19 protein-coding genes are annotated in these 20561 nt (G+C 74.0%); 11 read left to right on the top strand and 8 right to left on the bottom strand.

What is annotated here, in order from left to right:
* The first annotated feature begins 41 nt into the window (after positions 1–41).
* Complete coding sequence (locus tag AB0K43_RS15000) at positions 42–800, top strand: polyprenol monophosphomannose synthase (protein WP_363639615.1); 759 nt, start codon at positions 42–44, stop codon at positions 798–800.
* Positions 801–928: 128 nt separating this feature from the next.
* Positions 929–1975, top strand: coding sequence for a YhjD/YihY/BrkB family envelope integrity protein (locus tag AB0K43_RS14995; RefSeq protein WP_363639613.1), 1047 nt, complete (start codon positions 929–931; stop codon positions 1973–1975).
* An 86-nt stretch (positions 1976–2061) separates the two neighbouring features.
* Here AB0K43_RS14995 and AB0K43_RS14990 read toward each other — a convergent pair whose 3' ends face one another.
* On the bottom strand, positions 2062–4140 hold the full coding sequence (locus AB0K43_RS14990; RefSeq protein WP_363639611.1) for a D-alanyl-D-alanine carboxypeptidase: 2079 nt from the start codon (positions 4138–4140) through the stop codon (positions 2062–2064).
* Between the two features lie 308 nt (positions 4141–4448).
* Between AB0K43_RS14990 and AB0K43_RS14985 the strand changes: the two genes are divergently transcribed.
* The 3 genes from AB0K43_RS14985 to AB0K43_RS14975 all read left to right on the top strand — a co-directional run bounded on the left by AB0K43_RS14985 (position 4449) and on the right by AB0K43_RS14975 (position 6704).
* Positions 4449–5156 (top strand): GPP34 family phosphoprotein, encoded by a 708-nt coding sequence (locus AB0K43_RS14985; RefSeq protein WP_350637288.1) that lies wholly within the window; start codon positions 4449–4451, stop codon positions 5154–5156.
* A gap of 481 nt (positions 5157–5637) precedes the next feature.
* Positions 5638–6498 carry a helix-turn-helix transcriptional regulator gene (locus tag AB0K43_RS14980; protein WP_363639608.1) on the top strand — a complete coding sequence of 287 codons (861 nt, stop codon included), beginning with the start codon at positions 5638–5640 and terminating at the stop codon, positions 6496–6498.
* On the top strand, positions 6495–6704 hold the full coding sequence (locus tag AB0K43_RS14975; protein WP_363639606.1) for a DUF397 domain-containing protein: 210 nt from the start codon (positions 6495–6497) through the stop codon (positions 6702–6704). The genes AB0K43_RS14980 and AB0K43_RS14975 overlap by 4 nt, the downstream gene beginning before the upstream one ends.
* 72 nt (positions 6705–6776) lie before the next feature.
* On the opposite strand, the gene AB0K43_RS14970 is transcribed toward AB0K43_RS14975, so the two are convergent.
* A complete protein-coding gene (locus tag AB0K43_RS14970; RefSeq protein ID WP_363639604.1) occupies positions 6777–7874 on the bottom strand; it encodes an ADP-ribosylglycohydrolase family protein in 1098 nt (365 codons plus the stop codon).
* Positions 7875–8037: 163 nt separating this feature from the next.
* Between AB0K43_RS14970 and AB0K43_RS14965 the strand changes: the two genes are divergently transcribed.
* Positions 8038–8934, top strand: coding sequence for a tyrosine-protein phosphatase (locus tag AB0K43_RS14965; protein ID WP_363639602.1), 897 nt, complete (start codon positions 8038–8040; stop codon positions 8932–8934).
* A 39-nt stretch (positions 8935–8973) separates the two neighbouring features.
* Here the strand turns inward: AB0K43_RS14965 and AB0K43_RS14960 are convergent, their stop codons facing one another.
* On the bottom strand, positions 8974–11568 hold the full coding sequence (locus AB0K43_RS14960; RefSeq protein WP_363639600.1) for a bifunctional FO biosynthesis protein CofGH: 2595 nt from the start codon (positions 11566–11568) through the stop codon (positions 8974–8976).
* Positions 11569–11739: 171 nt separating this feature from the next.
* Here AB0K43_RS14960 and AB0K43_RS14955 point away from each other — a divergent pair, with 171 nt between their 5' ends.
* From AB0K43_RS14955 to AB0K43_RS14945, 3 genes are read left to right on the top strand one after another with little or no spacing between them, the layout of a single operon-like run.
* On the top strand, positions 11740–12939 hold the full coding sequence (locus AB0K43_RS14955; RefSeq protein WP_363639598.1) for a DUF2092 domain-containing protein: 1200 nt from the start codon (positions 11740–11742) through the stop codon (positions 12937–12939).
* A gap of 11 nt (positions 12940–12950) precedes the next feature.
* Complete coding sequence (locus AB0K43_RS14950; RefSeq protein WP_363639596.1) at positions 12951–13949, top strand: ABC transporter ATP-binding protein; 999 nt, start codon at positions 12951–12953, stop codon at positions 13947–13949.
* Positions 13936–14805, top strand: coding sequence for an ABC transporter permease (locus AB0K43_RS14945; RefSeq protein ID WP_363639594.1), 870 nt, complete (start codon positions 13936–13938; stop codon positions 14803–14805). The genes AB0K43_RS14950 and AB0K43_RS14945 overlap by 14 nt, the downstream gene beginning before the upstream one ends.
* Positions 14806–14862: 57 nt before the next feature.
* Here AB0K43_RS14945 and AB0K43_RS14940 read toward each other — a convergent pair whose 3' ends face one another.
* Entirely contained in the window at positions 14863–15246 is a 384-nt protein-coding gene (locus AB0K43_RS14940) for a hypothetical protein (protein WP_363639592.1), read from the bottom strand.
* 285 nt (positions 15247–15531) lie between these two features.
* On the opposite strand from AB0K43_RS14940, the gene AB0K43_RS14935 reads away from it, so the two are divergent.
* Complete coding sequence (locus AB0K43_RS14935) at positions 15532–16824, top strand: ABC transporter substrate-binding protein (RefSeq protein ID WP_363639590.1); 1293 nt, start codon at positions 15532–15534, stop codon at positions 16822–16824.
* 18 nt (positions 16825–16842) lie between these two features.
* Here the strand turns inward: AB0K43_RS14935 and rarD are convergent, their stop codons facing one another.
* Together rarD and AB0K43_RS14925 are read right to left on the bottom strand one after the other, a co-directional pair.
* Positions 16843–17829: an EamA family transporter RarD gene (gene rarD, locus AB0K43_RS14930; protein WP_363639588.1), complete on the bottom strand. Its 987-nt coding sequence runs from the start codon at positions 17827–17829 to the stop codon at positions 16843–16845.
* Between the two features lie 111 nt (positions 17830–17940).
* The gene (locus AB0K43_RS14925) at positions 17941–18795 is read right to left on the bottom strand and encodes an SDR family oxidoreductase (protein ID WP_363639586.1); all 855 of its coding nucleotides are present in this window, start codon (positions 18793–18795) and stop codon (positions 17941–17943) included.
* A 96-nt stretch (positions 18796–18891) separates the two neighbouring features.
* On the opposite strand from AB0K43_RS14925, the gene AB0K43_RS14920 reads away from it, so the two are divergent.
* Positions 18892–19323 carry a helix-turn-helix domain-containing protein gene (locus AB0K43_RS14920; protein ID WP_363639584.1) on the top strand — a complete coding sequence of 144 codons (432 nt, stop codon included), beginning with the start codon at positions 18892–18894 and terminating at the stop codon, positions 19321–19323.
* Positions 19324–19332: 9 nt separating this feature from the next.
* Here AB0K43_RS14920 and AB0K43_RS14915 read toward each other — a convergent pair whose 3' ends face one another.
* Together AB0K43_RS14915 and AB0K43_RS14910 are read right to left on the bottom strand one after the other, a co-directional pair.
* Positions 19333–20034: a hypothetical protein gene (locus AB0K43_RS14915; protein WP_363639582.1), complete on the bottom strand. Its 702-nt coding sequence runs from the start codon at positions 20032–20034 to the stop codon at positions 19333–19335.
* Between the two features lie 94 nt (positions 20035–20128).
* Complete coding sequence (locus tag AB0K43_RS14910; protein ID WP_363639580.1) at positions 20129–20542, bottom strand: MFS transporter; 414 nt, start codon at positions 20540–20542, stop codon at positions 20129–20131.
* Between the last annotated feature and the right edge of the window lie 19 nt (positions 20543–20561).

Below are 20561 nucleotides of genomic sequence, written 5' to 3'. Positions count from 1 at the left end.
CACAATGACCGGCACGCCACACCAGACTGAAAGGCACAGACGTGACTGCCCCCCAGGAGAGCACCTTCGCCGACCTCGGCAAGGTACTGGTGATCATCCCGACCTACAACGAGGCCGAGAACGTCGAGCGGATCGTCTCCCGGGTCCGCGATTCCGTCCCCGAGGTCCACGTCCTGGTGGCGGACGACAACAGCCCGGACGGCACTGGCGACCTCGCCGACAAGATCGCGGCCGAGGACGGCAACGTCCACGTCCTGCACCGCAAGGGCAAGGAGGGCCTGGGCGCGGCCTACCTGGCCGGCTTCCGCTGGGGCATCGACCACGGCTACGACGTGCTGGTCGAGATGGACGCCGACGGCTCCCACCAGCCCGAGGAGCTGCCCCGGCTGCTGACCGCGCTGCGCGGCGCCGACCTGGTGCTCGGCTCCCGCTGGGTGCCGGGCGGGGCGGTGGTCAACTGGCCCAAGTCGCGCCTGATGCTCTCGCGCGGCGGCTCGCTCTACTCCCGGGTGATGCTGGACGTCCCGATCAAGGACGTCACCGGCGGCTACCGAGCCTTCCGCAAGGAGACCCTGCTCGGCCTCGGCATGGACGAGGTCGCCTCGCAGGGGTACTGCTTCCAGGTCGACCTGGCGTGGCGGGCCGTCAAGAGCGGCTTCAAGGTCGCCGAGGTCCCCATCACCTTCGTGGAGCGGGAACACGGCGCCTCGAAGATGAGCCGGAACATCGTGGTCGAGGCCCTCTGGCGGGTCACCGCGTGGGGCGTGAAGGCCCGGACCGAGAAGATCATCGGCCGGTAGCCCCGGTAGACGGCGCGCCGGGGTCGCTCGGTCGGGGTTCCGCCCGGGCCACCCCGGCGCGGTGCGGGTGCGCCGCCCGGGGCGGCGGGTGAGCATGGAACATCGACCCGGCCCGGGAGGTGGTGTCCGTGACTGATCCGCCCCGCCGCGGTCACGGTACGCCCGACCGGCCCGACGCCGACCGGCCCGACCCCGAACCGGGCCCGGCCCCCGGCCCGCAAGGCCGCTGGGCCGGCACCCGTCGCCGTGCCGCCGAGCTGTCCGAGCTCGCCCGGACGGCGCCCGAGCAGGTCCCGATGGTGGGCCGGACGGTCGGCCACCTGCTCCGGGTCAACCTGCTGGACAACGCGACCCGGCTGGCCGCCCAGGCCTTCCTCAGCGCACTGCCCGCGCTCTTCGTGGTGGCGGTGTTCGCCCCCGCGACGATCCGCAACAGCGTCACCAGCTCGCTCCACGACCATCTGGGGCTGCGGGGCAGCACCCAGCAGCAGGTGCAGCAGTTGCTCTCCGCGGGACAGGACGACGTCACCCAGAGCTTCGGCGTACTCGGCGCGGTGGTCACCCTGCTGTCCGCCACCGCCCTCAGCCGGGCACTCCAGCGGGTCTGCGAGCGCTGCTGGGAGATGCCCAAGTCCCGCACCCGGGTCGCGGTCTGGCGGTGGCTGGTGTGGCTGGCGGTGTGGCTGGTGTTCCTGGTGTTCGAGGTGCCGATCCGCCGGGGCTTCGGGCTCGGGCCGCTGGTGGGCGTCCCGCTGGCGTTCCTGGCCGGCACCGCACTCTGGTGGTGGACCCAGCACCTGCTGCTGGGCAGCCGGGTGCGCTGGTACCCGCTGCTGCCCGGGGCGGTCGTGGCCGGGGCGGCCGAACTACTGCTGGGGGTCGCCTCGCAGGTGTACCTGCCGGGGGCGATGACCCGCAGCGTGCAGAAGTTCGGCCCGTACGGGGTGGTGTTCACCTCGCTGTCCTGGCTGATCGTGATGTTCGCCGCGATCACGCTCGCGCTGGTGCTCGGCCGGGTGATCTCCGAGGAGCCGGCCGTCGCCCACCTGCTGGGCAGCCCCACCGAACCCGGCCGGTGGAGCCACCCCGAGCGGGCGGACCACGGGGCACCCGAGGGCGGGGCGCAGCGCGGCGGGGAGCAGGGCGATGGGGCGCGCGGGCCCCGGAACGCCTGAGCCCCGGCCGTCACGGCTGGTGCCGCGGCGGCCGGGGCCGGGGACGGTGCGGGCCTCGGGTGCGGGCGGCACCCGGGGCACGGGGGTCAGAGCAGCCGGAACAGCCGGGAGGCGATGGACGGCGGCGCCAGGTCGGACTGCAGGGTGACCGGGACCTCCACCCGCCCGTCGCCCTCACCCGCCGAGACGGTGCCGACCTGGGTGCCGGCCTTGACCGTGTGGGCGAGCTTGGTGGCGTCCAGCGTGACGTGCGCCGTGATGCCGGACCAGCCGGCCACCGTGAGGTCCTTGGTGGCGACCACCGGGGTCCGGCCGCCGAGGCCGTCGTCGACGTAGCCGACCACCTCGCCCTGCTTGGCCAGGGTCTGGCCGGCGAGACCGTTCTGCGCCGCCGTGATGATCTTCATGCTGATCGGCTGGGCCGCCTTCACCAGGCTGGGCTCCTCCTTGGTGGCGGGCTGGCCGAGGGTGACCCCGAGGATCAGCCGCTTGGTGCCGCCGATGTCCTTGACCGCCGCCCACATCAGGCAGGAGCCGGCCGGGGTCGAGGAGCCGGTCTTGACCCCGATCACCCCGTTCTTCGGGGAGAGCAGCTCGTTGGTGTTGAAGACCCGCTGGTTGTTGAACTTGGTGTCCGGCTCGGCGACGATCTGCCGGAAGATGTCGATCTTCATGACCTGCTCGGCGAGCTTGAGCTGGTCCTTGGCGGTGCTCTTGGTGTCGTTGCTGTACCCGGCCGGGTCGGCGTAGGTGGTGTTGGCCATCCCGAACTTGGCGGCCTGGTCGTTCATCTTCTTGACGAAGGCCTCCTCCGAACCGGAGTCCCAGCGCGCCAGCAGCCGGGCCACGTTGTTGGCCGAGGGCAGCATCAGCATCTCCAGCGCCTCGTACTGGTTGAGCTGCTGCCCCTCGGTCAGCGGGATCTTGGACTGGTCCGCGTCGCTGGACTCCTGCGCGGCCTGCTTGTCGACGGTGAGCACCGGTCCGGTCTCACCCTTCTTCAGCGGGTGGGCCTGCAGGATGAGGTAGGCGTTCATCACCTTGGTGACGCTGGCGATCGGCGCCGGGGTCTCCGGGCCGGAGCTGCCGAGGCTGCCCACGCCGACCACCTCGGCGGCAGCCTGGCCCTTGGCCGGCCACGGGATGCTGAGCTGGTCGCCGGAGAAGGTGAAGGCGCCGGCCACGCCCAGCTTGGCCTTGGGCTCCGGCAGCGGCCGCAGCAGCTGGGCCGTCACCAGGGCGCCGAGCACCACGGCCAGGAACGCCGTCCAGATGGTGGCGCGCTTGACCGCCCGCTGGAACGGGGTGACCGGCCGGCGGCTGAGCGCGGCGAGCACCTCCATCGCCTCGACGGTGTTCTCCGGCCCGGGCGCCGGCCAGGGCGTCGGGTCCGGCACGGCTGCCGACGCGGGCGGCGCGGCAACAGGCGTGGGGGGCGCGGGCGGCGCAGCGGCGGGCCTGGGCGCAGCGGCGGACGCGGGCGGCGCCGGCGGCGCGGCAGCGGGCGCCGCAGCGGGCACGGGCGCAGCAGCGGGCCGGGGCGGGGCCTGCGGCACGGTCGGGGGCACCGGCGGCGCGGCGGCCACCGCCACCGGCTCGGGCTCCCGCGCGACCTCGGACTCGGACTCAGCCTCGGGCTCGGACTCGGCCGCAACCCCAGGCTCGGCCTCGGCCTCGGCCTCGGCCCCTGCCTCGCGCTCGGGCCGGGACAGCGGAGCGGTGCTGGCCTCCGCGGCTGCCGCGGCCGGCTCAGCCGCCGGCCGGGCCTCCTTGAGCCCGGCGCCCGCCCGCTCCCGGCCGTCCCGCATGGCGAGACGAGGGTCTGCCGCGGCGGGCCGCTCGGCCGGTTCGGGTGCCTCGGCCGGCTCCGCGGGGGCCGACCCGGACGGCTCCGCCGACGGCTCGTCACCGGCCTCCCGCGGCTGGTCCGGGCGTTCCGGCTTCGGCTCGGCGGGCTCCGCGGGCTCCGCCACGACCTCCTTGGGCAGCCGCAGCGCGGTGGTGGCGTTGTCCACCGGCAGACGCAGCGCGGTCGTCCGGGAGTCCACATCCTGGATCCGCAGCTGCACCGTGGAGCTGCTCGACCCGGCTCCCGACCCGGTCGGCTCGGGCTCGACCGGCCCGCTCTCGCCGTCGTTGCGCACTCTGTCGGGGGACTCGCCCACGTGACCCTTCCTCCTTGTCCGCCCGGATCTTCCCGGGCCGACCGTCGACCTGTTTTTTCCCGCAGGTTCTCGTCCTGCTCCGCTATCGGTACAGTCTCCGACACCGGCGGCGAACTGGGCGCGCACACCCCGCCCGACCGGCGGTTATTGCCCCCGCCCGGGCTGCTCCCCGGGTCAGACGCCGTGGTGTTCGGCCGTGGTTCCCCGGTCCCGGGGAGTTCCCGCGGCAAGGTCACGATTCGGAGGCGTACTCGACAAGCCTGTGTGAGAGGCGTCACTCTGTCATTCATCCACGCGGGGAGGCTTGGATGGGCAGGAGCCGCAGAACAATTCCCGAGGAGCTGTTGCTGCTCGCACTGGACCCGGCCACGGGTACCACCGCGCAGCCGCAGACCCTCGACCTCGGACTCGCCGGGGCACAGCTGGTGGAGCTGTCCCTGGCCGGACGGATAGTCCCGGACGGAGATCGGATCGCCGTGGTGATGGCACGGCCGACCGGTGATCCGACCCTGGACCACGCACTGGAGCTGTTGCGCCGACGCGGCAGCCCGGTCCGTGCCGCGCACTGGATCGGTGGGCCCCGGTTGGGGCTCCGTCAGACCTATCTGGCGCACCTGGAACGGTGCGGCATGGTGACGGCGGTGCCGGGACAGATGTGCGGGGTGCTGCCGACGACGCGCTACCAGGCGTCGGACGACTGCACCAACGCTGCGATCAAGCAGCGGCTGGACACCGCGATCCGGACCGGCGTGCCGCCGGACCCCAGGACGGCGGCGCTGGCCGCGCTGGCCCACTCGGTCGGGCTGGGGAAGCACCTCTACCCCGGTAACGAGGGCAGGTCCTCGCGGTCACGGCTGCGGGACCTGATTCGCTACGACCCGCTGGGCGGCATGGTCGCGCACGCCGTGATGGATGTGCAGAACGGGCTGCCGGTCCAGCAGAACCGCGCACCGGCAGGGCCGCCCGGGCGGCCGGCGCCGGGGCGTGGTGTGGCCGCACGGGTGGGCGCGCGATGAGCGGCGCACGCCGTTAGCCGGCAAGGAACTTCACGGGGCGGTTCGCCCGGCGCACCATTCGCCGGACGGGCCGCCCCGCAGCCGTTCCCGGACGAACCACCCCGGAAGCCGCCGCGCGGGCCGTCGAGCCCACCGCCGAACCCGTACGAGAGCCCGCTGCCCGGGCCGTGCGAGGGCATACAGTCGGGCCGTGCGGGGCGTACCCGCCCGTTGCCGGGTCCGAGCGGAGGCGGACCGCGGCGCGGCGCGGGGCACGCACCGCACGTCGAACGCCTTTATCGGTAACGCCGTCGGAGCGCAAGGCCCATGATCCGGAATGAACGGTTTTCCGATGATCTGTTCTACTGCGCTCATGCGATTTCCCGGCATGGACCGGAGCCGAGATGGCATGCTGCTCCACACCAGGGGGTTGGTACCAATTTCCACACTCTTCCGAGGCGCGGGGCCGTCCGCCGCGCCAGAGGCCCGGCCGGAGGTCGATGTGTCCACCAGCGTCAATCCCACAGTCCGGCGCCGGAGACTCGGTGCCGAACTGCGGCGCCTGCGCGAGCTGCGGCAGATGACCGCAGAAGAGGTGGCCGGCCGCCTGATGGTCTCCCAGTCGAAGATCAGCCGACTGGAGAACGGGCGACGCAGCATCAGCCAGCGCGACGTCCGGGACCTGTGCGACGTCTACGAGGTGACGGACGAGCGGATCCGGGCCGGGCTGATGGAGATGGCCCGGGAGTCCCGACAGCGCGGCTGGTGGCACGACTTCGGCGACATCCCCTACAGCGTCTACATCGGCCTGGAGGCGGAGGCCTCCTCGATCCGGGCGTACGAGTCCTCCTTCATCCCCGGGCTGCTGCAGACCCGGGAGTACGCCGAGGCGGTGGTGGCGGGGACGCAGCCCGACACCGACCCCGGGGCGGTCAAGCGGCGGGTGGACGTCCGGCTCAAGCGGCAGGACCGGATCTACGGCGAGGACCAGCTCGGCAGCCTCTGGGTGGTCATAGACGAGGCCGTGCTGCGGCGGGCGGTCGGCAGCCCGCAGGTGATGGCGGAGCAGCTCGACCAACTGCTGACTCTGAGTCAGCGCGCCAACATCAACCTGCAGGTGATCCCGTTCGCGCACGGGGCCCATCCCGGTATGACCGGGACATTCTCCCTGCTGGAGTTCCCGGAGTCTGCCGATTCGACCGTCGTCTACTTCGAAGGGGTGACGAGCGATCTCTACCTGGAGAAGGACGCGGACGTGCGCCGCTATACCAATCTCTATGACCACCTGCGGGCCGCAGCACTCAGCGTCGCGGAGAGCCGGTCATTGATACACACCTATGTAGAGAGGTTCAGAGCCACATGAGCACCAAGTCCCTGAGCAACCTGGCCTGGCGCAAGAGCAGCCACAGCGGTGGCAACGGCGCATGCGTGGAGATCGCCGTGCCCAGCTCCGTGTCGATCGCCGTGCGTGACTCCAAGGACCCGGAGGGCCCGCAGCTGCACTTCGCCAACGAGGCCTGGGCCGCCTTCGCGACTGCCGCCGGATCCGGCGCCTTCGGCGAGGTCTGATCACGTCCGTCCGCGCCGTCCGGTGCCCGCCGTCCTGCTGCGGCGGGCACCTCGCCGTGCCGCCGGGCCCGCTCAGCCCACCGGGTAGCGCACGGACCAGCTCTCGGTGCCGTGCAGTTCCGGCCCGTGCAGCAGTTCCAGCACGAAGTCGTCGGCCAGCTCCAGGATCGCTCCGCGGCCCTCCAGCCCGGCCACCAGATCGGGCGGCAGGGCCGTCTCCCCGTGCAGCGCGCCGAGCAGGTTGCCGCAGATCGAGCCGGTGGAGTCGCTGTCGCCGGAGTGGTTCACCGCCAGCAGCAGCCCGGATCTGACGTCCTCCGCCACCAGCGCGCAGTACAGGCCGATGGCCAGCGCCTCCTCCGCCACCCAGCCCTCACCGAGCGCCTCGACCCGCTCCTGGGAGGGCACGCCGGCCCGGACCGCGTCCAGCGCCGCCCGCAGCGCGGCGGTGGCCTCCTCGTGCCGGGGCCGCTCGGAGAGCAGGGCGAGGGCGAGGTGCACCCCCTCCTCCAGGGTGCCGCCGCGGGCCACCGCGTGCACGATCACCGCGAAGGCGCCGGCGGCGAGGTAGCCGGTGGGGTGCCCGTGGGTCAGCACCGAGCACTCGACCGCCAGCTGGAAGACCAGGGCCGGCTCCCAGGCGGTCAGCAGCCCGAACGGGGCCGCCCGCATCACGGTGCCGCAGCCCTTGGAGTGCGGGTTGCGCGGCTCGTCCACGGTGCCGAGCCGGTCGGCGTCCGGGCCGGACAGGCCGGACAGGCAGGACTGGCCCGGGGCGCGCTGCGCGTACAGCCACTCCTCGCGACCGAGCCAGCCGAGGTCGGCCCGGCGCTCGTCCGGGCCCCAGTCGCGCTGGGTGGCGGCCCAGCGGAGGTAGGCGCGGTGCACGTCGGTGGGCGGGTGCCAGTTGCCGCCGTCCCGGCTGACGTGGGCCCGGATCAGACCGTCCACCGTGTAGAGGGTCATCTGGGTGTCGTCGGTGACGGCGCCGCGCCGGCCGTACGCCGGGACGTAGCCGGTCACGCCCTTCGGGCCGTGCGCGGCGAGGATCTTCTCCAGCGACTCGAACTCGATCCCGGCGCCGAGCGCGTCACCGATCGCACCGCCGAGCAGGCAGCCCCGCACCCGGCTGCGGAAGTCCTGCTGCTGCGCGCGTGACCACAGGGGCATCACAGAGGGGCCTTTCGTCCGGGAGAGGGAGCGCACCGCACTGTATTCGAAGAGGTTGGCAGGTTCACCCCTCCGCCTCGAACGCCAGCTCTTCAACATTTTGTTGCTGGCGGGCCATCCGCAGGTCACCGGGGTCGGCCCGGGGCTCCCCAAGGTCCCGCCCATGGCCACCATCCCCGGCCGGCCGGCCGCCGCCGCAGCCCTCGCCACCGCCCTGACCGCCGGCGCCGCCACCCTCGCCGGCCCCGCCGCGGCCGCCCCTCTCGCCGGCCAGGACCGGCACACCCGGATCCCGTTCACCGCCGCGACCGCCACCCAGCAGGCCGACGGCAGCTTCACCCTCACCTGGACCGCCCCCGGGGTCCGGGGCGTCACCGTCTACGCCGGCACCGACCGCGACCGCATCCGGCACCGCACCCCGGTCGCCCGCGGCAACGGCTCCACCACCGTCACGGTCAAGGGCCTGGCGGCCGCCGACCGGTGGTACTTCGACCTGGTCCCGGACCGCGGCGGGCAGCTCACCGCCGCGCCGGACCGGATCCCGGCCGGCGCCACGGTGGTCGCCGCCAACGTGCTCGGCGCCGCCGACACCGGCGCGTTCAACGTGACCAGGCCGCAGGCGGCCGTCCAGGCGATGGTGGAGGCGGAGCGGACCATGGTCTCCGCGGACAGCGCCAGGTCCGCCTACCGCTCGGTGCTGGACGCCGTCGGCGAGGGCCACGGCGCGGTGCTCTTCCACTGCACCGCGGGCAAGGACCGCACCGGCTGGGCCGGCGCGACCCTGCTCACCGCGCTCGGCGTGCCGCGCGCCACCGTCGAGGCCGACTACCTGGCCAGCAACACCTACCGTGCCGAGGCCGACGCGGCCGTCCTGGCCAAGCTGCCGCCGGCCTACCAGGCCCTGTACAAGCCGCTGCTGGACGTCCGCCCCGAGTACCTGAACGCCGGCTTCGACGAGGTCGCGGCCGGGTTCGGCGGCTTCGACCGCTACCTGGACAAGGGCCTCCGGCAGGACCGCCACGACCTGCGCGACCTGCGCCGGGACCTGCTGGTCGGCTGACCTCCCGCCCCGCAGGGCCCCGACCCCGGGGCAGCCGGTTCAGTCCAGCACCGGCAGCAGCTCCGGCAGGTGGCCGTCGGAGGCCAGCGCGGCGGCGCGGCGCTCGGCCGGCACCTCGCCGTAGGTGGTGGTGCGCTGCCGGTGCGGGCGGCCGGCCGCCTCGGCGATCGCCTCCAGGTCCCGGACCGACTTGTAACTGCCGTACGCCGAGCCGGCCATCCGCGAGATGGTCTCCTCCATCAGGGTGCCGCCCAGGTCGTTGGCGCCGGAGCGGAGCATCTCGGCCGCGCCCTCGGCCCCCAGCTTGACCCAGCTGGTCTGGATGTTGGGGATGTGCGGGTGCAGCAGCAGCCGGGCCATCGCCACCACCGCCCGGTTGTCCCGGGCGGTCGGGCCGGGCCGGGCGATGCCCGCCAGGTAGACCGGCGCGTTGGTGTGGATGAACGGCAGCGTGACGAACTCGGTGAAGCCGCCGGTGCGCTGCTGGATCCGGGCCAGCAGCCGCAGGTGGCCGAGCCAGTGCGCCGGGGTGTCCACATGGCCGTACATCATCGTGGACGAGGAGCGGATGCCCAGCTCGTGCGCGGTGGAGACGACCTCCACCCAGGTGGCGGCCGGCAGCTTGCCCTTGGTCAGCACCCAGCGGACCTCGTCGTCCAGGATCTCGGCGGCCGTGCCGGGGATGCTGTCCAGGCCCGCCTCCTTGGCCTGCTGGAGCCAGTCCCGGATCGACAGGCCGGTCCTGGTCGCGCCGTTGACCACCTCCATCGGCGAGAAGGCGTGCACATGGATGCCCGGGACCTTGGCCTTCACCGCGCGGGCGATGTCGAAGTACGCCGTGCCGGGCAGGTCGGGGTGGATGCCGCCCTGCATGCAGACCTCGGTGGCCCCCACCTCCCAGGCCTGCGCGGCGCGGTCGGCGACCTGCTCCAGCGAGAGGGTGTAGGCGTCCGCGTCGGTGCGGCGCTGCGCGAAGGCACAGAACCGGCAGCCGGTGTAGCAGACATTGGTGAAGTTGATGTTCCGGGTGACGCAGTAGGTGACCTCCTCGCCGACCACCGAGCGGCGCAGGTCGTCGGCGATCCGGCAGAGCGCGTCCAGGGCCGGGCCGTCGGCGTGGAACAGCGCGAGCGCCTGGTCGTCCGTCAGCCGGACCGGGTCGTCGGCGGCGACCGCCAGCGCCGTCCTGAGGTCACCGGGCAGCCGCTCCGGCGCGCTCGCGGCGACCTGCTCGCGCAGCGCCTCCCAGTCCCCGTAGACATCCTCGAAGTCGGCCCGCCGGTCACCCGTCCGGCCCTCGGTGTCGATGGTGCGGTGCAGGTCGGTGCGCCCGGAGGAGACCGGCAGGTCCTCCGGCTCCTGCCAGGGCAGCCCGACCGGCAGCACGCCGTCCCGGGCCAGCCCGGTCACCGGATCGGCCAGCGCCCGCACGTGCGGCAGGATCCGCGGGTCCAGCCAGGGCTCGCCGCGCAGCAGGTACTCGGGGTGGACGGTGAGCCGCTCGCGCAGCTGGAAGCCCTCGGCGGCGGTCCGGGCGGCCAGCTCCTCGATGTGCGGCCAGGGGCGCTCGGGGTTGACGTGGTCCGGGGTGAGCGGCGAGACCCCGCCCCAGTCGTCGATGCCCGCCCCGATGATCAGCGGGAACTCCTCGTCCACCAGGTTCGGCGGTGCCTGGATCCGGGCGGACGGCCCGAGCACCAGCCGGGTGACCGCGATGGCGGCCGCCAGCTCGGACAGCTCGGCGTCCGGCATCGCCCGCATCGCGGTGTCCGGCTTGGCCCGGAAGTTCTGCACGATGACCTCCTGGATCCCGTGGTACTGCCGGGCGATCCGGCGGATCGCGAACAGCGCGTCGGCGCGCTCCTCGTACGTCTCGCCGATCCCGATCAGCACCCCGGTGGTGAACGGCACCGCGCTGCGCCCGGCGTCCTGGAGCACCCGCAGCCGGACGGCGGGCTCCTTGTCCGGCGAGCCGTGGTGCGGGCCGCCGGGCTCGGACCAGAGCCGGGTGGCGGTGGTCTCCAGCATCATCCCCATCGACGGGGCGACCGGCTTGAGCCGCTGGAAGTCCGTCCAGCCCAGCACCCCCGGGTTCAGGTGCGGCAGCAGTCCGGTCTCCTCCAGCACCCTGATCGCCATCGCCCGGACGTACGCGAGGGTGTCGTCGTACCCGTGCGCGTCCAGCCAGTCGCGGGCCTCGGGCCAGCGGTCCTCCGGCCGGTCGCCGAGGGTGAACAGCGCCTCCTTGCAGCCCAGCGCCGCGCCCTGGCGGGCGATCTCCAGCACCTCGTCCGGGGAGAGGAACATGCCGTGCCCCGCCCGCTTGAGCTTGCCCGGCACGGTGACGAAGGTGCAGTAGTGGCAGCGGTCCCGGCACAGCCGGGTGAGCGGGATGAAGACCTTCTTGGAGTACGTGATCACCCCGGGCCGGCCGGCCTCGGCCAGGCCGGCGTCCCGGACCCGGGCCGCACCGGCGCACAGGTCCCGCAGGTCCGCCCCGCGCGCCTGGAGCAGCACCGCGGCCTCGCCCGGGTCCAGCGCGACGCCGTCCCTGGCCCGGCGCAGCGCCCGGCGCATCGAGTTGGCGGTGGGAGCGGGCCGGGGGGCGGGTCGAGGGGCGTCCGTTGCGTCCATGGGGTGACGATACGCGAGCGGTCAGACCGCAGGAGGACACGACCCTGACATGGGCTCAGGGTTACGTTATCCATCTGGCGTACACCGATCTGGCCCTGTGGGGCGATGCCCGCACCGGGGCGGTGCACCTCTAATGGGTAGGGCAACCGCAGCGACGGAGGGTGGGAGACCATGGTGGGACAGGACACGCCGTACCGGGCACGCCGACGGACGGCCGTACGGGTGCTGGTGCCGGTGGCGGTCGCGGCCGTCGCGGCGACCGGCATCGGCCTGGTGCCGGCGCTGGCCAGCGACTCGGCACCGAGCCTGCCGGCGATCACCGCCGAGCAGCTGGTGGCGAAGGTGCTGGCCGGTGACACCGACGCGTTCAGCGGCACGGTGCAGGTGAAGGCCGACCTGGGCGTGCCGGCGCAGCTGCTCGGCGCGGTGGGTGGCGGCGGCGGATCGCCGCAGGCCAAGGCGGTCGAGCTGCTCGGCGGCGAGCACACCCTGCAGGTGGCCGTGGACGGGCCGGACCGGCAGCGCCTCGGCCTGGTCGGCGGCTTGAGCGGCTACGAGGTGGTGCACAACGGCGACCAGCTCTGGGCCTGGGACAGCACCGGCAACCAGGCCTACCACCTGACCGCCCCCCAGGGCGGTGAGCACCGGCAGGCCCCGAAGGCCCCGCTCGGCTCGGGCGCCACGACCCCGCAGGAGCTGGCGAAGCAGTTCCTGGCGGCCGGCTCGGGCACCACCTCGGTGACGGTGGACGGCACCGCCGAGGTGGCCGGGCGCGCGGCGTACCGGCTGAGCGTCAAGCCCACCCAGTCCGGCTCGACCATCCGCGAGGTGCGGATCTCCGTCGACGCCGAGCACGGCGTGCCGCTGGCGGTGCTGGTGCAGGGCTCGGACGGCAGCCAGGTGCTGGACGCCCACTTCAGCTCGGTGTCGTTCGCGAAGCCGGCCGCCAAGACCTTCGAGTTCACCGTGCCCAAGGGCGCCAAGGTGACGGAGGGCCAGGACGCGGCCGAGGACGCGGCCAAGGGCGCCGCCGGGGCCGCGCACGGGAAGGCGGACGGGAAGGCGGACGGCGCGAAGGCGGCCGAGCCGGCCACCGATGTGCTCGGCGAGGGCTGGACGGCGGTGCTCGCCACCCGGCTGCCCGACGCCCAGGCACCGGCTCCGACCGGGGCCGGCAAGAACGGGCACGGCGAGCGGCACGGCGGCGCCCCGCAGAACCTGCAGTCCCTCGCCAAGGCGCTGGGCAAGCCGGTCGGCGGCGGTTCGCTGATCAGCACCAAGGTGCTGAACGTGCTGATCACGGACGACGGCCGGGTGTTCGCCGGCGCGGTGACGCTGCCGGTGCTGCAGAGTGCGGCCGGGGTGAAGTAGTGGCCTCTCCGGTGACGGAGCGGCCGGCGGGCCGGGCTGCCGACGGCGGCCCGGCCCCCGCTGCCGCGACCGACGGCGACGTGATCCGCACCCGCGGGCTGTCCAAGCGCTTCCGCGGCGGCCAGCTCGCGGTGGACGGGCTGGACCTGACCGTGCCCCGGGGGAGCGTGTTCGGCTTCCTCGGCCCGAACGGCTCGGGCAAGACCACCACCATCCGGATGCTGATGGGCCTGATCGCCCCCACCGACGGGGTGGCCTCGGTGCTCGGCGAGCCGATGCCGCAGTCGGTCGGCCGGGTGCTGCCCCGGGTGGGCGCGCTGATCGAGGGCCCGGCCCTCTACGGCTTCCTGTCCGGGCGGGACAACCTCAAGCGCTTCGACGCGGCCGATCCGACCGCCGATCCGCGCACCCGGGAGCGCCGGGTCGCCGAGGCGCTGGAGCGGGTCGGGCTGACCGCCGCGGCCGGCAAGAAGGCGAAGGCGTACTCGCTGGGCATGAAGCAGCGGCTCGGCCTCGCCGCCGCCCTGCTCCAGCCGCGCGAGCTGCTGGTGCTGGACGAGCCCACCAACGGGCTGGACCCGCAGGGCATGCGGGAGATCCGGGCGCTGGTCCGGGAGGTGGCGGCGGAGGGCACCACGGTGTTCCTCTCCTCCCACCTGCTGGACGAGATCGAGCAGGTCTGCACGCACGCGGCGGTGATGTCCCGGGGCCGGCTGCTGGTCCAGGGCACGGTGGCCGAGCTGGCGGCGCGGGCGCAGGGCCGGCTGGTGGTCCGTACCCCGGACGTCGAGCAGGCCGCGGCGGTGCTGGCGAAGCACCGGGTGGCCGAGGTCCGCCCCGGCGAGGGCCGGGTGGAGGGCACCGCCGAGTTCGGCGAGGAGGTGCTCGCCGACCTGTGCGCCGCGCTGGTGGGCGAGGGGGTGCGGGTGCACGGCTTCGGGGTCGAGCGCGGCACGCTGGAGGACGCCTTCGTGGCGCTGACCGGGGAGGGTTTCGATGTCGCAGGCTGAGGTGGCGGTCGCGGTCGGCGTCCGCGCGCAGACGGTGCCGGGCTTCCTGGCGCTGTTCCGCAGCGAGGTGGGTCTGACCTTCCGCCGGGCCCGGACGATCGCCCTGCTGGGCATCCTGGCGGCCCTGCCGGTGCTGATCGGCGTGGTGGTGAAGATCGAGACGGACGGGGAGAGCGGCGGCGGGGGCCCGGCCTTCGTCTCCCAGGTCACCCAGAACGGCCTGTTCCTGGTCTTCACCGCGCTGGCCCTGACGCTCCCGGTGTTCCTGCCGATGTCGGTCGGGGTGGTCGCCGGGGACGCGATCGCCGGCGAGGCCGCCGGCGGGACGCTGCGCTACCTGCTGGTCGCCCCGGCCGGGCGGACCAGGCTGCTGGCGGCCAAGTTCACGGCGGCGCTGGTGTACTGCGCGGTGGCGACCGGGGTGGTCGCGCTGGCCGCCCTGGCCACCGGCGCCGCGCTGTTCCCGATGGGCGAGGTCACCCTGCTCTCCGGGGATTCGATCGGGCCGGGCACGGCCCTGCTGCGCGCGCTGCTGGTCGCCCTGGTGGTGGCCGGGTCGCTGGCCGGGCTGGTGGCGATCGGGCTGTTCGTCTCCACCTTGACGGGCAGCGGGATCGCCGCGATGGCGACCACCGTGGTGCTGGTGATCACCGTGCAGATCCTGGACTCCTTCCCGCAGTTGCACGCCATCCAGCCGTACCTGTTCACCCATCACTGGCTGAGCTTCGGCGATCTGCTGCGCAGCCGGATGTACTGGGACAACGTGCTGGAGAACCTGGGGCTGCAGGCGCTGTACGTGGCCGTCTTCGGTTCGGCCGCCTGGGCCCGGTTCACCTCCCGGGACATCACCGCCTAGCGCGGCACGGCTGGCCGCCCGGGCAGCCGCTCGGGGCCGCCAGGCCGCTCGGGCTGCTCAGGCCGCCGGTGGCACCCGGGAGGTGGCGGCGGCGCAGGCCAGCACCGCCAGCTGGGCGGGGGCGATCAGGAACAGCGGCGACCAGTCGGGGCAGACCAGCCGGACACCGGCGGTCAGCCCGTGCAGCCTGGCCCGGTAGGAGCTCTTGAGGTCGACCCGGTCCAGCCGGTAGGGCGGCGCCAGGGTGATCGCCGGGCAGCCGGGCCGCTGCCACTGGATGGTCATCGGGCCACCGGGCGGCCCCTGGGTGAGCACCAGCTCACCCGCCTCCGCACTGGCCGGCTCCCGCCGGACGGCGGGCACCCGGAGGGTGTCCACGACGGCTGCCGACCGGGCGACCCGGCGCAGCGGGCGGGCGAACCGCCCCGTGAGTTCGACCATCGCAAGCCCTCCTGCGGGCCCCTGGGCACGGTGCCGAGCTGGGTGCCCGGCGACAGCCGCGGGTGAACCACCGGCGGCACCCCGGACGTTAGCAGCACAGTGCTCCGCTTGAGGAGATCCGGAAACGAGATGTTCACCCGGCCCGGCATCGGCCTCCTCCCTTGACGGCCTCGGCCCGGGCGGGTGGGATGGGGCACCGTCACCGAACGTGCGGCGACCGCTCGCTCGGAGTCTCGGACCACCTGCGGCCACCGTCGTCCGCACCACCGGGGGAGCCCGCCAAGCATGACGATCAGGCGCAGGGAGCTCCTGCTGGGCGTGCCCGCCGTCGGGGCCGCGACCCTGCTCGCCGGGTACGGAAGAGCGGGCGCCCGCGCCCCCGGGCCGGGGCCGACCGGGCAGCTGGAGCTCTACTCCTGGTGGACCGACGGGCCCGAGCAGAATGGCCTGCTCGCCCTGCTCACCGAGTTCAAGGGCCGGGCTCCCCTGCTGAGCTGCTACAACGGGGCCCGTAGCAGCCGGGCCGCCGGCCGGCCGCAGGCCGAGCTGGAGCGCCGGCTCGCCGCCGGAGACCCGCCGGACACCTTCCAGTGCCACGCCGGCGCCGAGCTCGCCGAGCTGGTGGCGCCCGGACGGCTGGCCGATCTGGACCAGCTCTACCGCCGGCAGGGCTGGGCCGAGCAGTTCCCGGCCGCGCTCCTGCCCCAACTGCGCAGCGGGGACAGCTACTACTGCGTGCCGGTCGACATCCACCGGGCCAATGTGCTCTGGTCCAGCCCCGCGGTGCTGGAGCGGGCCGGGGCCGACCCGGCGCCGGTCTCGATCGCCGCGCTGCTGGAGAACCTGCGGCGGGTGGCCCGCACCGGGCTGGTGCCGCTCGCCGTGGGCGGGTCGTGGTGCCGCAAGCACCTGCTGGAGACGGTGCTGCTGGCGGAGGTGGGGCCGGAGGGCTGGGCGGCGCTGTGGAGCGGTGAGGGCTGGGGCGCGCCCCGGGTGGCGGCGGCGCTGCGGGACTTCCGCGACCTGCTGGCCCTGAGCAACCTGGCCGATCCGGCGATGCTGGGCTGGGAGGACGCCACCGCCCTGGTCGGCGGCGGCCGGGCCGGCTACCAGGTGATGGGCGACTGGGCCGAGGGCTTCCTGCGCGGCACGCTGGGGCTGCGGCCGCGGGTCGGCTTCGAGTGGGCGGCCGTGCCGGGCACCGCCGGGGTCTTCCAGTACCTCTCCGACGCCTTCGCGCTGCCGGCCGGCGCCCGGCACCGGGAGGCCGCGCTGGCCTGGCTGGCCGAGTGCGGCAGCCTGGACGGCCAGGTCGCCTTCAACGGCGCCAAGGGCGCCATCCCGGCCCGACTCGACCTGCCGGAGCAGACCAGGGCGCTGTTCGGCCCGTACGCGCGGTGGTCCCTGGACGAGTGGCGCGGCGGCCGGATCGTCGGTTCGCTGACCCACGGGGTGGTGGCCCCCACGGCCTGGAACGCCCGGATCGACACGGCCCTGGCGGACTTCCTGGCGCACCGCGACCCCGGCCGGTTCCAGGCCGCGCTGGTCACGGCGGCGGGGCCGGCCACCCGGCCGTGAGCGGGACGCGGCCGGGCGTCAGCCGGTGACGGCGGTCGGTTCGGCGGCCGGTGGCACAGCGTCGCCCGGCCGGCTCGCGGCCGCCCGGGCGCGGGCCCGGGCGGTGGCCGCCCGGTCGGCCCGGACCCGCCGCAGCGCGTCGAAGGTGAGCACCACCAGGGCCACCCAGACCAGCGCGAAGCCGGCCCAGCGGGCGGGCGGCATCTCCTCGTGGAAGACCGCGACCCCGATCAGGAACTGGAACACCGGCGCCAGGTACTGCAGCAGCCCCAGGGTGGTCAGCGGCACCCGGACCGCGGCGGCGCCGAAGCACATCAGCGGGACGGCGGTGATCACTCCGCTGAGGATCAGCAGCCAGGAGTGCCCCCAGCCGTACTCCCCCGGCACCACCCGGCCGAAGCTGCCCTGGCCGCGCACCGCGAGGTAGCCGAGGAAGGCCAGCGCGAACGGGAACATCGCGGCGCTCTCCAGCGCGAAGCTCTCCAACCCGCCGAGCGCGACCCGCTTCTTGAGCAGTCCGTAGGTGGCGAAGGAGAGCGCCAGGGTGAGCGCGATCCACGGGAGCCGGCCGTAGCCGATGGTGAGCACCGCGACCGCCGCCGCGCCGATGCCGACCGCGGCCCACTGGGCGCGCCCGAGCCGTTCGCGCAGCACCAGGACGCCGAAGCCGATGGTGACCAGCGGGTTGATGAAGTATCCGAGGCTGGTCTCCACCACGTGGCCGGAGTTGACGCTCCAGATGTAGACGCCCCAGTTGACCGAGATGACGGCGGCGGCCAGCGCGGAGAGCGCGAGCCGCCGGGGCTGGGCGAGCAGCGGCCGGATCCAGGCCCAGCGGCGCTGGACCAGCAGCATCAGGGCGACGGCCACCATCGACCAGACCATCCGGTTGGCCAGGATGTCGGCGGCCCCGGCGGGCTCCAGCAGCGGCCAGAAGAGCGGGAACAGGCCCCACATCCCGTAGGCGGCGAAGCCGTACCAGAGTCCTCTGCGTCCCTCTGCCATCCCCGGGCCTGCCCTCCGCGCGCACTGGTGTCGGACCGACGGTAGCGGGCGGAAGGCCAGGCTGTCATCTCCGTTTTCAGTTTTTGGTCATGACACCGGAGGTGGTGCGGCTCAGGCGTTCAGCGCGGCCTTCACGGTGTCGCCCAGCGGGGTGGTCGACCGGCCGATCAGCCGGGCCAGGTCACCGCCGGTGCGGGCCAGGTCGCCGCGCCCGATCGCCTGGTCGACGTCGACGAAGACCGCCGCGTAGCCCTCCGGCAGCCCCGCGCCGACCAGCACCTCCTGGTGCTCGGCGGGCGACACGTCGCGGTACGCCACCGGGCGCCCGGAGGCGGCCGAGAGCTCGGCCGCGTACTCGGAGAAGCTCCAGGCCACGTCGCCGCTCAGCTCGTACACCGCGTTCTCGTGGCCCTCGCCGGTGAGCACCTCGACCGCCGCGTCGGCGTAGTCCCGGCGGGCCGCGGTGGCCACCCGACCGTCACCGCTGCTGCCCACCACCTCGCCGCGCTCGACCACGCCGGCCGCCTGGGCGGTGTAGTTCTCGGTGTACCAGCCGTTGCGCAGGAAGACGAAGGGCAGGCCCGAGGCCCGGATCGCCGCCTCGGTCTCCTTGTGCTCGTCGGCGAGCCCGAAGCTGGCCTCGTCGCCGCCGAGCACCCCGGTGTACGCCAGCAGGCCGACCCCGGCGGCCTGCGCGGCCGCCACCACGGCCCGGTGCTGCGGGGTGCGCTTGCCGATCTCGTTGGCGGAGATCAGCAGCACCCGGTCCCCCGCGGCGAACGCGCCGGCCAGCGTCTCGGGACGGTCGTAGTCCACCACCCGGACGTCGACGCCGAGCGCCGCCCAGTCGGCCGCCTTCTCCGCCGAGCGGACGGCCACGGCCAGCTCGCGGGCGGGAACCCTGGCGAGCAGGCCCTCGACCACGAACCGGCCGAGCTGGCCGGTGGCACCGGTGACGACGATCATTGCGTTCTCCTCGAAAGGTTGGACTGCTGCTTCGCCACTCACTTTATGGAGGGCACTAACCTTCCGTAAGTACGCACTTCAAAGTAGGGTACTGACATGGAGGTAATCGAAAGAGAAGGCTCACTGCTGGAGCGGCTGCCGGACGTCTACGACCGGATGTGCCCCTCCCGCGGCGTACTGGAGCACGTCACCAGCCGCTGGGGCGTGCTGGTGCTGGTGGCCCTGCTGGAGCGCGGGTACCGCTTCAGCGAGCTGCGCCGCCGGGTCTCCGGGGTGAGCGAGAAGATGCTCGCCCAGACGCTGCAGAACCTGGAGCGCGACGGCTTCGTGCTACGGGTGGCGCACCCGGTGATCCCGCCCCGGGTGGACTACAGCCTGACACCCCTGGGCGAGGAGGCCGCGGAGCGGGTCTCCGGCCTCGCGCACTTCGTGGAGGCCCGGATGTGCGCCGTCGCCGAGGCCCGCGAGCGCTACGACACCCGCCAGGGCACGGCCGAGGCCGACCGGGGCGCGGCCCAGGGCCGGTGAGGACAAGCCCTAGGCGTCCGGCCGCTCGGGGGTGGGCGTGCGCGGTGCCCGGTCGGCCGCGTACATGCACCGCACGATCCGCTCGTGGAGGTCCCCGACCCGGTCGACCACCCGGACGTTGACCGACATCTCCTCGACGACCGTCATCGCCCGCTCGGTGAACCAGCCGAGCAGCAGCCGGCTCTGACCGGCCATCGGCCAGCCGGGCCCGATGGCCGGGAGGAAGAAGTCCTCGCCGTGCGCCAGCCCCTGGGCCTCCAGCTCGGCCCGGGCCTCCTCGACCGTCCTCCACCGGGGCGGGTGGACCGGCAACGAGGGGTCAGCCCCCGGGGTGAGGGCCGCCAGGTAGCGGATCTGCCGGACGACCGCCGTGTCCTGGCCCCCGTTCAGCAGCTCCGACACCCAGGCCAGCCGCCCGCCCGGCGCCAGGCCCGCTTTCACCCGGCCGGTGTGCCCCAGCGCCGGCCGCACCGCCCGCGCGTACTGGGCCCGGGCCAGCGCCGCACCGGCGGAGGCCACCGCCGCGGTGGCCGCGCTCTGGGTGTCCAGCAGCTGCAACCGCCACGGCCAGTGGGCCAGGCTGTCGGCCGGGAGATTGCCCCGCACGACGCTGTACAGCAGCAGCAGGACCGAGAGCACCACCACGGCGGTCAGCAGTCTGGACAGCAGGGCGTTCCGCCGCACGACCCGCTGCTGGTATTGATCGTTCACGCTGACCCCCCGGCCCCCGCGCCGGCCGCAGCGCGGCCGACTGCCCACGACTGTAGGCAGCTCGGGCTCCGCGCGGTAGGCCGCCCGGCGGCGCTCAGGAGTCCTCGGCGGCCTTCGGGCGGCGCCAGACCAGCGGGAGGGCGAGGGCGGCGCCCACCCCCATCGCCGCCCGGCCGACGATCAGCCCGGTGACCCCCGGGGCGAACGCCGCCACCAGCGAGACCACGCCCATCACCAGCAGGCCGATCTCCAGCATCCGCTTGCGGCCGAACACGTCGCCGAGCCGGCCCGCCGCCAGCACCAGCGCACCGGTCGACAGGCTGAAGGCGTTGTTCGCCCACTGGAGGTCGGGCAGCGAGACCGCGAGCTCCTTGGAGATGGTCGGCACCGCCACCCCGAAGTCGGCGAAGGTCAGCCAGACCATGCCGGCCGCGACGCACATCCCGGTCAGCGCCTTCCACCGGTGCTCGGAGTAGCCCTGCGGCGGTCGACCGCTCGACTCGGCCATGAACCCGGCTCCCCACGCT

This window comes from Kitasatospora sp. NPDC049258 (assembly GCF_040678895.1).
In the GTDB taxonomy this organism is placed as follows: Bacteria; Actinomycetota; Actinomycetes; order Streptomycetales; family Streptomycetaceae; genus Kitasatospora.
Note: the sequence above shows the minus strand (reverse complement) of the source record. Positions and strands in the feature narration are given on the sequence as shown.

Bases quoted from the DNA above. Each gene is read 5' to 3' on its own strand.
- AB0K43_RS14985 (WP_350637288.1), top strand. From the start codon at position 4,449: ATGGGCAGGAGCCGCAGAACAATTCCCGAGGAGCTGTTGCTGCTCGCA.
- AB0K43_RS14975 (WP_363639606.1), top strand. From the start codon at position 6,495: ATGAGCACCAAGTCCCTGAGCAACCTGGCCTGGCGCAAGAGCAGCCAC.
- AB0K43_RS14970 (WP_363639604.1), bottom strand. From the start codon at position 7,874: ATGCCCCTGTGGTCACGCGCGCAGCAGCAGGACTTCCGCAGCCGGGTG.
- AB0K43_RS14965 (WP_363639602.1), top strand. From the start codon at position 8,038: ATGGCCACCATCCCCGGCCGGCCGGCCGCCGCCGCAGCCCTCGCCACC.
- AB0K43_RS14960 (WP_363639600.1), bottom strand. From the start codon at position 11,568: ATGGACGCAACGGACGCCCCTCGACCCGCCCCCCGGCCCGCTCCCACC.
- AB0K43_RS14955 (WP_363639598.1), top strand. From the start codon at position 11,740: ATGGTGGGACAGGACACGCCGTACCGGGCACGCCGACGGACGGCCGTA.
- AB0K43_RS14945 (WP_363639594.1), top strand. From the start codon at position 13,936: ATGTCGCAGGCTGAGGTGGCGGTCGCGGTCGGCGTCCGCGCGCAGACG.
- AB0K43_RS14940 (WP_363639592.1), bottom strand. From the start codon at position 15,246: ATGGTCGAACTCACGGGGCGGTTCGCCCGCCCGCTGCGCCGGGTCGCC.
- AB0K43_RS14935 (WP_363639590.1), top strand. From the start codon at position 15,532: ATGACGATCAGGCGCAGGGAGCTCCTGCTGGGCGTGCCCGCCGTCGGG.
- rarD (WP_363639588.1), bottom strand. From the start codon at position 17,829: ATGGCAGAGGGACGCAGAGGACTCTGGTACGGCTTCGCCGCCTACGGG.
- AB0K43_RS14925 (WP_363639586.1), bottom strand. From the start codon at position 18,795: ATGATCGTCGTCACCGGTGCCACCGGCCAGCTCGGCCGGTTCGTGGTC.
- AB0K43_RS14920 (WP_363639584.1), top strand. From the start codon at position 18,892: ATGGAGGTAATCGAAAGAGAAGGCTCACTGCTGGAGCGGCTGCCGGAC.
- AB0K43_RS14910 (WP_363639580.1), bottom strand. From the start codon at position 20,542: ATGGCCGAGTCGAGCGGTCGACCGCCGCAGGGCTACTCCGAGCACCGG.